Below are 12,197 nucleotides of genomic sequence, written 5' to 3'. Positions count from 1 at the left end.
GATTTGGCGAACGAGCCCGGGAACCGCGGGCTGGACCTGGAGCGTTGACTCAGGGGTACTGGCAAGAAGCCGCAGGCTGAACAACGCACTCGCAGTGCCCGGTGCATGACCGATCACAACCTCGGTGGTCCAAGTCCGCTGCGCAACACTCGCATCTGGACGATCCACTCGCAGCGCCCAGAGTGAGCGATACTCGTCAGAGAACCCTGTGCCGATACAAACGCGTCCCCCCGCAAGTGCTCGAACGCGTGGCCCTCCATCGCTGGCGCGGGCAGGTGATCGCCAACTTGCACGGCTGCCCACTTCAGAACTTCCCCGCGAGCGGCTTCCACTGCCGAGCCTGCGTCGGCAGCGGCGAGTCGCCCCGCAACCCGTAGTAGCTCGCGTTCGCGGACGCGAGCGCGTTCTGCGTGTGTGGTGAGCCGGGGACTGACTCCGGCGGTGACAACGGGGGAGCTCATTCAACGGCCTCCGATGCGTTGGCGATGTCGCCGTAGGCAATGACGACGCTACCGCGTGCCTTTGCAATCAGCTTAGCGAAGGGGTCCTGTACCCGGAGGAGACGGGGCTGAACGCCGCCGCAGTCGAAGACGGCATACAACCAATAGCGCTCGCGCAGAATGCAGGCGCGGGCCCATTCGTTTTCGGTCAGCTCGATCTCACCGACGCCGACACGGCCCTTGACCTCGATACCGCGTTCCTCGCTTGCGCGCTTGGACATCAGGTCGAAGCCCGGGTAGTCATTCAAACCGGCCAAGCGTGCCTTGGGCGGCGTTGAAACATCACGAACGTCGGCACCTTGTGCAGCCTCAAAGGCGATGGCCACTTCGACCGCAATTCTTTCGACCTCGGCGTCACGTGCCTTGATGTCCTCCGGGTCGGTGGAGGGCTGAACCAGGGCACTCGCCAGCATCTCGACTTGGCCTGCCTGGATCAGTTCGACCTCCCGCCTCGCCTGAAGCAGGGCCCGCTCGCGCCGCTGCGCAAGGCTCTTCTGCTGCGCCTTGATCCGATCTAACTCCGCATGGGCAGCCCGATTGCCGTCGCGTGCCTTCTCGGTGAAGCGCTTTCGCGCTGCGGCCAGCTCCGATTCTTGATAGTCAAACGCCCGCTGCAGGTACTCCTCGGTTTCCGCGAGCCGTGACGTGGCGTTCATTCGCTGCAATTCCGCCAGCTTGCCGACGACATCGCGATGGATGTGTTCCTGCGCCGCCAGACGCCACGTGTCGCTTTGGGCGAGAAAGACCACGCTCCCGGGGCTGGGCTTCGCAGTCGGCTTCAGGAGCAGCAGGTGCTCGACCGGCGCTTCGATCAACCGCCCGTCTGCGTATTGCTTCAGGCCGACCAGGCGCTGCTCAACGGCTTCTGGGCTGTGGAATGCAGGCAATCCGGGATCAACACCGCGCTCCACGCTGACACGCGCGACGTGGAATAAGTAAGGGGCTGTGGCGCTGACGTCCGTGAAGATCGCGCCGCGCAGGGCCTGACTGCGCGCGCTCTCGATGGCCATCGCCGACAGGCGCTCGAAGACGGGCTCGCCTGGATGCAGGAAGATGGCGTCGCGCCGGTCATCCGGGCGATACACGGTGAACCGGTTGCGCGCAGACTCGGGGTACGTTTCGAGCACCGGCAGGACGCTGTCTAGCACGCCGCGCTTGCGCGGTCGCATGAAGAAGCTGTCTTCGAGATCACCGACCACGTCGATGCCGATCACGGGCGCAGCGTGCTCGAGATACCGGCGAACGTAGCCAGGTAGAAGCCGGCGCATCTCCTCGATCGCCATCGCTTCCCGGAGTTGGGGCAGGTCGATCCGAACGTCACCGCCCTTGCCGTAAATGGATGCCTCGCGGGCCTCAATGGCCTTGATCTGCTCCGGCGTGAGTTGACCGGCGAGTTCCAGCGCCTTCTTGTCGGCCTCGTCATCCGATTCGACGGCGAGCTGGATGTAGTCGGTAATGGCCATGCCTTCGAAGATGCGGCCGACGACGTCGAACACTTTGTCCGATCCGAGTTGCTTCCGGATTTCTTCGAGCTTGTCCAGGAGCGTCTTGATGACCCGGCCCTCTCGCGTCTTGCCCGCAACGAGATTCACGATGGCGACGCGGTCGCGCTTCTGGCCGTAACGGTGAATCCGGCCCATACGCTGCTCAAGACGCGCCGGGTTCCAGGGAACGTCGTAGTTGAACAAAATCCAGCAGAACTGCAGGTTGATACCCTCAGCGGCAGCGTCGGTGCCGATGAAGAAGCGCGCCCCCTTGCCCTCGGCGTCATGCGGGCGGCGGAAGCGCTCGACCTGTGCGTCGCGCTCCTCGAAACCGAGACCGCCGTGGATGTAGGCCACCTGGTCGGCGTAGCCCATCCCCTCGAGGCGTCGCGTCAGGAAGTCGAGCGTGTCGCGATGCTCCGTGTAGATGATGACCTTTTGGTCGCGGTACTGCGGCGACCGCAGCAGCTCCGCCATGCGCTCGAACTTTGACTCTTGTCCGCTGGCGTGGACCGCCTCGGCAAGTGCGATCAGCTCCTGCACCTGCGCCCGCTCGTCCATGAGCTCCGCCAAGCTGGTGGCGATGAAGGCGCCAAGCGCTTCGGCTTCGCTTTCTTCGTGCTCCTCTGCGCCCGCCCTTGCGGTCTCCTCGTCGCCGGTCTTCGCCGCGAGAACGTCAACCAACCGCCCCTCGCGAACCTTGCGGTTCAACCGCTCTTGCTGCGTCCGCAGTTCCTCCTCAGGTACACGGCCTGATTGGATGTCGTCGATCAGGACATCGAGCTTGGCGAGGCGATTGCGGAAGGAGCAGAGCAATGCCCACGTGCTGCTTGCCATGCGCCGCTGGAACACGGTCATAGCGAACCGTGCGGCTTGTCGGTTCAACAGGCGAGCTTGGTTGTAGTAGTGGCGGATGTATGCGGTCGTGCGGTCGTACAGCGCCTGTTCGCTGATCTCCCCCTGAGTGAGGTCGTAGCTTACGGTGTCGCAAAGGCGCTCGGGATAGAGCGCCTTGCCACGGAGGTCAACCATCTCCTCTTTGACGCGGCGGATGAAATACCGGCTGCGGGACTCGGGTGGGAACTTGGCGAACGCCGTCTCGGTGCTGAATAGCTCGGGTTCCAGCAGCCGCCACAGGCAGTAGTACGGATATTCCTTGCCCATGTGAGGAGTCGCGGTGAGCAGCAGTAGATGGTGCGCTGCCCAAGGCATCTGCCACTCTTCGGGCAGCTCTCGCACGCCAGCGATCGCCTCGGCAAGACGGTAGCGATCCGTGGCCCGGAAAGTTCCATCCAGGTCGCGGTTCGCCGAGAGCTTGTGCGCCTCGTCGAACACGACTAGGTCATAGGGCGCAACTTGAGGGTCGCGCAAAGCATTGAACAGGCGCGGCGCGCGCAAGCTGTCGACGCTCACCACAACGAGGTCGCTGCCGGTCCCAATAAAGGGATTGCCGTCCTTGGTGTCGGCGCCGGTCACGATGTTGAACTGCAACTGGAAAAGCTTATGCAGCTCGCGGTACCAGTTGCCGACCAGGCCGGCGGGCGCCACCACCATCACGCGGCGCATGGTCCGGCGGGACAGGCTCTCCCGGACGTACAGCCCCGTCATGATCGTCTTGCCCGCCCCCGCATCATCGGCCAGGAGGAAGCGCAGGCGATGCTGGGGCAGCATGTGCTGATACACCGCAATGCGCTGATGCGGCAGCGGGTCAATCTCGCTGATCTCGGTAGCGAACGCCGGATTGAACAAATGCCCGTACGAGAGACGTTCTCCCTCGACGAGTACGCGCAACGCGTTGGCATCGCCAAGGAAGTCCAAACGGGGGACCTCGCCCTGCTCGTCAGGCGGAATGGCACTGGCGGATGACGATGCCTCACCTGCGCGTCCGCTGCCAGCGCGATCACTGAGCTCTTGCAGCTTCGCCAAGCCCATGGCCGACGGCTTCGACTGGCCGTTCTCCCAACGGTTGAGCGTGACGAACGAGACGCCCAGCAGATCCGCGAACTGCTGTTGCGTCAGGTCGAGGTTCCTGCGAAGGTGTCGGATTTCGGCTGGCGTCATGGGCGCTTCGCGTGCGTTTTGAACGAGTTTATATCGAGTGATATAAAGAGCGCAATCTCATCGCACGCCGTTCCGCCAGCTCCGTTGTTCGGGCGTTGTTCAAAAAGAGTTGACTCCGGATTTTGTGGCGCGTAGGATTCGCCCCTGAACAACGGTGGAACAACGAAATGGAAAAGCGATTTGCAGCAAGCCTGAGTCGATCCCAAGGCCGCAGCGCTTGGGCGGTGATCTTTCGACATCCGGTTCGCGTGGACACGAACACGGGTAACCCGGGGCTCAGGGTCCGACAAGGATTGGGGACGTCGGATGAGGCGGAAGCGAACGAGCTGAAAGACCAGCTCAACCAGTTGCTTGCGGATGAGGCTTTCTGGAGCCTGCCGGCACGGGCGGAAGCCGAAAAGCGATTCCCGCGCCGCGTCGTGGAGATCTTCTATCACGGCATGGAACCGACCCAGAACGACTTCAGCGCGATTCGCGACGCGATCCTCCCATTGCCAAGCTCTGCGGATTCCGACTACCGGCGAGCGCTGCTTCTTGGGACGACTGGCGCCGGGAAGACGACGCTTCTGCGGCAGTTGATCGGCACCGACCCCGAAACGGAGCGGTTTCCCTCTACGTCGACGGCAAAGACCACGGTGCATGAGACCGAAGTTGTCCTTGCCGACGGGCCGTACCGCGCTGCGGTCACCTTCTTTCCCATTGACGAAGTCCGTGAGCACTTGAACGAGTGCATCTCCGAGGCCGTACTTTCCGCGTATCGCGGCGACAGTGATGCCGAAGTTCTGCGCAAGCTTCTGATGCACGTCAACCAGCGGTTCCGGTTCAACTACGTGCTCGGAAATGGACCGCGGGCCGTAACCCCGGAAGTGGAGGAGGACGACGAGGAGGACGACGTCACGGCGCCGGCCGATGAGACGGCTGCCGAGAGTGTCATTGACCTCGACGCTACGAACGTCTTGTTGGCCAAAACGCTGGCGGCACTGCGCGCCATCGCTGCACGACATGGCGATCTGCTGAAGGCCGAAGTTGGCGCGATCGACGAAAAGGATCAGCGGGTCGTTGACGAGCTCTTCGAGGAGGAGCTGGATCGGAGGTTGCGCGAAGACGAAGAGTTCCACCGCATTAGCGACGAGCTCATGGACGAGATCGAGCTCCGCTTCTCGCTTCTCACGGAAGGGACGGTGAGGCGCAACAAACAGGGCTGGCCCGAGTCTTGGTCGTGGGAGACGGACGACCGCGCAAGCTTCATCAAGACGGTCACTCGGTTCTCCAGCAATCACGCACCGCGCTTCGGCTTCTTGCTAACTCCCCTTGTGAACGGCCTCCGTGTAGTGGGGGCGTTCCTGCCAGCGTGGAACGGTGGTCAGCAGCCGAAGCTCGTGCTGCTGGATGCCGAAGGCCTGGGGCACACACCGAAGTCGGTTGCTGCCATCTCGACTTCGTTGACTCGGCGCATTGAGACGACCGACGCCATCGTTCTGGTCGACAACGCTGTCCAACCTATGCAGGCTGCGCCGGTGGCCGCCATGAAGGAAATGATCACGTCGGGCAGCGCCAGCAAGCTGCTGCTCGTCTTCACGCACTTCGACGAAGTCAAGGGCGACAACTTGCCCAATGCTGCTGCCAAAGAGCAGCACGTCTTGGCGTCTGCGGAAAATGTCTTGGCTTCCATCGGTGAAGAGCTGGGCCCGTTCGCGGAACGCGCACTGCGCTGGCGGCTCAAGGAGGCTTGCTTCTTCGTCGGCGGCATCGACGAGAGCCTCGACCCAGCGAAGAAGCCTCACAAACGGACCATCGGGCAGTTGCAGGCGCTGCTTGCCGCTATCGACGGGATCGTCGAGAAGCCCGCGCCCGTGGCGGCGAAACCGGTGTACGACCGGATGAATCTCGTGTTGGCTGTCAAGAACGCGGCCGAGAGCTTCCACGAGGCCTGGTGGCCTCGCTTGGGTCTTGCCTACAAGCCCGGCGTCGGGAAGGAACACTGGAAGCGCATTTGGGCGTTGAGCCGCCGACTGAGCACGCCGGGTCTCGGTGACGAGTACGACACCCTCAAGCCCGTTGCGGATCTGCGGAAGCAGCTCCAGGACCGCCTCTATGTGCTGCTGCAGAACCCGCTTCGGTGGGACCCCGCGGAGCCGACCGACGACGCCCACAAGCAGCAGGTCTTCGACGGATTGGCCAACGCGCTGTCCGCCAAGATGCTGGATCTCGCCACCCGGCGCGTTCGAGCCGAGCGGATGTCGGACTGGCAGTCGGCGTTCAATCAGTCGGGGCGCGGATCGAGCTATGCACGTGCCTCAATCATCGGCGAACGCATCTACGAACGGGCGGCACCTATCCCCGACGTGACGCCCTCGCCGGATCGCAACTCGTTTCTGCACGAAGTGGCGGCGCTGGTGGAGAGCGTTTGCGACGAGCTTGGCGCCAAGCTCGCGTAGAGCGCACTGCGTTGCGCTGTACTGTGTTTGACGCCGCAGGTGTCGGCTCCCGCGGAACCTGCCGCCGGAGACGACCTGCTGCTGCAGAGCGCGTGGCACATCCAATACGGGAAGAGCGTCGTCGCGGCGCCTTCGCACAAAGACTGAAGGGACAAGGATGAGTGAAGTACTCTTTCCGCGAGCGCTCTGCGCGGCGACTCTAGGAGAGCTCGCCGCCTGGACTTCCGTGGCAGATCTGTTGGCTGCAGCACGCATCCTCGAAGGGCGCACTCTGCCGGAGGATCAGCCAAGTGACACCCTGTGCATGCCCCTCGAGCACGATGAAGGTGCGTTCCGGGACATCTTCGCAATCTTGCTCGGCTACTTGATTGAAGGCTACTCAGTACCCCAGCAGAAGATCTCCGTCGCACGCATGCTGGATCGTCAAGTTTCCCCGAGCACAGCAGCTCAGTTGGAGGCGCTCCGCTTCAAGCCCACGGTCCGGACCGGCGCCTCCCGCAGTTTTCCGGAAGGGTGACGTTCGTCATTGAGGATGAGCCGGCCGTAATAGAGCTAATCCGGGCACCCCTCAACTGCCTCATGGACATCTACTTGAGCAAGTACGAATTCGCGAAGTCACTGCGTGACATCGTGGTCGACTACGGAGAAAGGACGGGAGGCTCTCCGACTATTTTTCACCGCCCGTACGCGGATGCCCGGTTGCCGAGCCTGATCGAAGCCGCTTGTTTCTACTCGCTCGGGCTCGATGTTGGGACACGGTTTGCTGAACCTGGTCTGAACAATGTTGATAACGCGTACCGCGCGGTCAATTTGCAGGCCGCACCACCAGTCGATCCGTCTCGACTTCTGCTGGCCTTGCAACTGGGAATGAAGGCGCCTCATGGTCATCTCTGAACCGCTCCTGCCGCACTTGCACAACGTTAGCCCGATTGGGGATCGAATTTCTCCCGCTTGCAACGTTACGCTGGTGAATCAAAGCGCCGGGACTCCTGCCTACGCAGATGCGCTACATGGGAACTGTTGGAGTTGGACGCCGGCGGTGGGGGCTGCCGTGTACGGTCGAACCGAGGATTTGCCATCTACGTCGCTCGATTCGCTAGGGAACGGCACTTACCTCCGCGTTCCTTATCGGCGCGTGCCTGTGATCGACGCACACTCCATAGACGAAGTGGTCGACATCGCCCAACGTGTGCAGCCGAAGGACCCCGGCTTTCGGGGCGTTTGGCGGGGCCAGGTTCGGCAACATACGACAGAAAAGAAGGCGCGTACGCCCGAAGAGTTACTGAGGCTATACGGATCTGCGGACGTTCAGGAGCCTTCACTCCTGCCATCAGCGGCGCGGACTGACTTGTACTTTCCAGACAGCTTCGCTGCCTGGTCGGCGCTTCTCGACGTCTATGTGCACGAACGGGCCAAAGACGCGGGCATGCAGCGCGAGCTCCTGAATTTCGTCAACTCTTATCGGTATCGACTCTGGGGATTCGCGACCGCGCAGCACTATGGCCTGCCGAGCGTTGGGCTCGATGTCACTCATGACATCAACGTCGCCTTGTTCTTCGCGCTCCATTCGATCAGCACCGACAAAACTACGGGTGTCGCTACCGTGGCCCGAGCTCCAGAGTCCGAGTCGCCGATCATCTACGGGTTAGGGGGCTTTGCCGACCATGAACTGCTGCCTGACGACCAACTTGCGCCCATGCGGTTGCTCTGTGCGCGACCTTCGGCTCAAGCTGCGATGTTCTTCTCAACAGGGTGGGGGCACGCGCCAAACTACGCCGCGCAGCGCATCTACGTAGCGGTGCGCCTGATAGGTCACTCTAAGTGGAAATTCGAAGGGAACGCCGCGTCCTATTTCCCAAACGCTGGACGCGATGAGTTTTTGGCATTCTTGCTCGATTCCAAGCGGGTGTTCCAGGTGCCGAGCGTGCAAGACCTTCTCTCGAAGATCTACTACATCCCTTGAGTGCCCTGTGCGCTTAGAACCACCGCAAGTCAGGCGAGCAGCGAAATGCCGTGCAAGGAGAACCGCTTCAAGACTGCTTCTGCATCTCCACAGTCGCGGGCGAGCCAGCACTCGTTCAAGATGAAGGCCAGCCCGCAACGTTCGTGGCGGGTAAGGCCCTGCAGCTTTTCACGGAAAGTACTCTCCTCCGAGAAGCTCGCCGTAGCTGCCAAAGGGCAGTCGATTGAGCACAAGTCAGCCGTCAGCTGGCGGTCGCTTTGGGCGCGCCGACCTTCGGCGACCATCGAGTAGATCTCTGAAAGCGTGAAGCCGGCGCGATTGATTCCGTCTTTCCATTCATGGATCAACGACGTGAATAGTGCGTAGGTGAGCTCGTGAATGGCTGTGTCTTCGATGCGCTGCTGGATGCGGTGCAGGGTACTGGAAGCGCTGGCGGACGGAACGATGTGCAACTCGCGATGAGGCATGACTCGATTCTTGGCTTCTTCGGGTTGGCAGTGAGTGTGTTCGCCGTTGCCCGCCAGAGTCAAGGACGCTGGCCGCGGTTCGGCGCCTGTGTTGCCGGAGTGACTCAAAGAAGATATTTCTGAACCTGGTGAGCGGAAATTAAGGCTCCTTGAAGGAATCACTTCACGTTCCAGCTAGAACAGTGGCTTGCTCTTGCCGATGAAGCTCTGGTAATGCTTCAGCGCGCGGTCGAGGCGTGCCCCGATCGCATAGTTGCAGTTCAAGGTCGTCTGGTTGAGCGGGGCCGGGGGTTTGTCGCCATAGGTTAGGCTGATACAGCCCGGTGCGGTGCATGTGAAATAGACCGCTGATGAAGACGCCGTGGTGGCCGATCTGGACAGATCGATCACATACGTGAACTGCCGCGTGTCGTACTGCAGTTGCGTGCCGGTGAGGCTCGCGTCGTTGATCGAGCCGTCGCAACTGCGCACCGCATCAACGATGTACGACTCCGTTTCCGCACGCGTGGGGGTGCTCGGCGCGGGCGCCGGTGACGGTGCAGGTGTGGCGGATGGTGCGGGCACCGGGTGTGCTGGCGCGCTCGGCGCATTTGATTGTGTGGGCGCCGTGGCAACGCTCGACGGGCAGGGCCATTTGGCCTGCAACGCTGCGGTTACGGTCCATGAGCCTGGCATGGTGCGGGCTTTCGGCATGCCTTCGAGCACGCGCCGCACCGCCGCGATCACATCCGGGAGTTTCGCATCGCTTGAGGCGCAGTGCTCTTTTCCGAACGTCGCTTCTCGCACTCCGCCGATATAGCCGATCGCCAGCGAGCCGTCTCGTTGATCGTTACTTTGCAGCCACCTCAAGAGGGTGTCGCCGCCGATGACGGGCGGTGCCGCTTGCGACGATGCAGCAACGAAACAGGCGGCCAATGTCGCGGCGACCTTCTTCAACGGGAGTGGGCAGGGGATCGCGCGATCGACGCGGCAAGTCGGGTAACGGGGCTCTGCGGCGAGCCGAGGCACTCGCGCGAGATGCTTCTGCATTTGCTGTCCTTGGTACTGCTGACGAGATAGTAACCGCGCGCACAAGGCAAGCTGCCGCGCGGCGACAACGAAGGCTGAAGAGGATTGGGATTCGCCCGGGTACGTCGTGCCCGGAGAGTCTCGGCGAGGTTTCGCATCTTGGGGAACATGGAACTCGGTGGAGTTGTCCTTCGCGCTGCCGAGAGCTGCCCTGACCGTCAACAGAGTGAGCCGAGCGCAATCTGCGGCCCGGGTTCTGTATGTCCTCCGAGAACGAGGACCTTGAAGGCGGCCGCGCGCCGGGTCTGGGCCTGGTTCCACCGGGCTGTTGCCGCTGGTTCGACACCCGTCCGATCGGGTGCGACCGTGATGCAGCGGCCACGCCAGGGCGGGAACCATGCGCGGCAACCGGTGCTGGGCGCGGTGGCCGACTTCGCGCGTGTTAACCGCGGTCCGGGAGACCCCTTGAATTAATGCTGTAAATATCGGGCTTTACAGCACAAACGCGGGGGGCGACGATTGCTGCATGAAAGCAGTCGATGGTGGAAATGGTGCAGCGGGTCGCAAGAAGCGAGGCCGGGCCGACGGCGTCCAACTGTCTCCTGTTTGCATCAAAGGACTACGTGAGGAGGCCGATCTCACGCAAGAGCAGGTCGCACAAGGGATGCACCGCTTATTGCACCCAAAGGGGTCGCCGACCTCCGACAAGGCGCAGCTCACCACGTACCAACGCATTGAAGGTGAGGGCAGAACGTCGCGGAAGCGCGCAGAGGCGTTGGCGCGGTTCCATGGAACGACAGTGGCCGTGCTTCAAGGCGACACGCCCGAGGACGGCCCGACCCTGTCGCGGCGCATCGAGACTCAGGTGCGCTCACAACTTGCCGCTGGTGCGAGCCCGGCACTGTTGGGCAGGCTCGAACGGATGCAGGGCGATGGCGATCACGTGGAGTGGCTCGCTGAAGACCTCGCGCTCGAGGCCGAAGAGGCTCAACTGCCGCAGATAACGGTGGAGCTCTCCCGGATTGCGTGCCTCATAGGCTGGTCCGAGCGCCAAGTGCAGAACGCCGGCGCGCAACTTGGCTACTGGACGCTAGTCTCAGCCCTTCGTCGGATCTCGCACATCACGACTGGACTGCAGTCCGTCCTTCAAATCGTCAAGGACGAGAGCGTGGAACTGCTACGCATCGTCGGCACTGACGCGACGATCACCTTCAGGGAGGAGCTTCCCTGGCTGCGCATCGAAATCTCGAGCCGACGTTGGGTGCGCAGCGGCAGACCGCCCATGGTGTTCAGCGTGGTGCGGTGCTTGCCGACTTCTCGCGGAATTGAATGGCAGAACCCTACTTGGCGTGATCGGTCCTGGCTTGACTGGTATTTGCCTCGTTGGGCGTATACGCAGGCCGAGTTCGTCAACTGGCAAGGTAAGACGCGACCGCGAGACGTTCGCCAGCTCCGGCTGTTGATTGAACGTTGCGTCGGCAGCGGAGAACCCGAGCAGGTTGCAGTTCATGAGGGCGACCTCCCCGATGTTTCGGAAGAGTATCTGCAGCGGCTGGTTGACACTGACGCCGCTCACGAGCAAGTCCTATGCATTCTGCGGGTCGAACTGTTTGACGCCCTTGTCCCGCACTTGATGAACTGGCCGTTGGAGCACTGGCGCGTCAACGCCGGCGAGGCGGGCATCGCGGTCACTCTCGATCTCTCCAGCGTGCCGTATCGCGTCGTTGCAGGCGCGGAGCAGCGGCCTGCTAACTACGCGATCCGCCTTGTGGAGCTCGATAATGCAAAGCTATGGCCTGCGCCGTGGCGCCAAGCCAGCTTGGAAGCCGTCGCGAAGCATCTCTTCGAGCGGCTGACCAGCGCGATAGCGGAGGTCGCAATTGGGCCGCCGCGACCAGATCGCTGGCAAGGCAGGTAAGTCTTTCCCTTCATCAATCGAGTCGCGCCGGCGTTTGGTCCCGGGGCTGGCGCAGCTCGTTCTTCCTTTCCGGGACTTGGAGATGTCACATGAACACATTCCTCGAAAACGCACCCAGTAAGAACCCTGGCAAGCCTTCGGGTGGCGGCCGCGGCAACAATCCGCCGAAGAAGTAGCGAGTTCGCGGGCCGGGCGCGGTCGCGAGTGCGATCTGATCGGCAGCGGCATCGTGTCGCTCGGGAAGCGAGAGCACCCGCTGCCGATCGGCCGGCCCGCGACGGCTCTCGTTCCTGCGGCAATTCGCTCGAGGATCGCAAGGGCGTCGATACGGCCAAAGACGCGGCCAGCCGGTGAAGCG

At 62.4% G+C, this 12,197-nt stretch carries 8 protein-coding genes; 5 read left to right on the top strand and 3 right to left on the bottom strand.

Going from position 1 to position 12,197, the window contains the following annotated elements:
• Positions 1–457: 457 nt before the first annotated feature.
• Entirely contained in the window at positions 458–4,045 is a 3,588-nt protein-coding gene (locus tag ACPWT1_RS03030) for a helicase-related protein (RefSeq protein ID WP_427913948.1), read from the bottom strand.
• Positions 4,046–4,212: 167 nt separating this feature from the next.
• On the opposite strand from ACPWT1_RS03030, the gene ACPWT1_RS03025 reads away from it, so the two are divergent.
• The 4 genes from ACPWT1_RS03025 (at position 4,213) to ACPWT1_RS03010 (ending at position 8,446) form a co-directional block, all read left to right on the top strand.
• The gene (locus ACPWT1_RS03025) at positions 4,213–6,483 is read left to right on the top strand and encodes a Rab family GTPase (protein WP_427913947.1); all 2,271 of its coding nucleotides are present in this window, start codon (positions 4,213–4,215) and stop codon (positions 6,481–6,483) included.
• Positions 6,484–6,640: 157 nt separating this feature from the next.
• A complete protein-coding gene (locus tag ACPWT1_RS03020; RefSeq protein WP_427913946.1) occupies positions 6,641–7,000 on the top strand; it encodes a hypothetical protein in 360 nt (119 codons plus the stop codon).
• 62 nt (positions 7,001–7,062) lie between these two features.
• On the top strand, positions 7,063–7,377 hold the full coding sequence (locus ACPWT1_RS03015; protein WP_427913945.1) for a hypothetical protein: 315 nt from the start codon (positions 7,063–7,065) through the stop codon (positions 7,375–7,377).
• 274 nt (positions 7,378–7,651) lie between these two features.
• On the top strand, positions 7,652–8,446 hold the full coding sequence (locus ACPWT1_RS03010; protein WP_427913944.1) for an FRG domain-containing protein: 795 nt from the start codon (positions 7,652–7,654) through the stop codon (positions 8,444–8,446).
• 29 nt (positions 8,447–8,475) lie between these two features.
• Here the strand turns inward: ACPWT1_RS03010 and ACPWT1_RS03005 are convergent, their stop codons facing one another.
• Complete coding sequence (locus tag ACPWT1_RS03005) at positions 8,476–8,913, bottom strand: hypothetical protein (protein ID WP_427913943.1); 438 nt, start codon at positions 8,911–8,913, stop codon at positions 8,476–8,478.
• A gap of 174 nt (positions 8,914–9,087) precedes the next feature.
• The gene (locus ACPWT1_RS03000; protein ID WP_427913942.1) at positions 9,088–9,849 is read right to left on the bottom strand and encodes a Rap1a/Tai family immunity protein; all 762 of its coding nucleotides are present in this window, start codon (positions 9,847–9,849) and stop codon (positions 9,088–9,090) included.
• A gap of 598 nt (positions 9,850–10,447) precedes the next feature.
• Between ACPWT1_RS03000 and ACPWT1_RS02995 the strand changes: the two genes are divergently transcribed.
• Complete coding sequence (locus ACPWT1_RS02995) at positions 10,448–11,839, top strand: hypothetical protein (protein WP_427913941.1); 1,392 nt, start codon at positions 10,448–10,450, stop codon at positions 11,837–11,839.
• Positions 11,840–12,197: the final 358 nt, after the last annotated feature.

The sequence above is a fragment of the Ramlibacter sp. MMS24-I3-19 genome, assembly GCF_050320135.1.
Classification (GTDB): domain Bacteria; phylum Pseudomonadota; class Gammaproteobacteria; order Burkholderiales; family Burkholderiaceae_C; genus Ramlibacter.
This window is presented reverse-complemented; position numbering and strand designations above follow the sequence as displayed.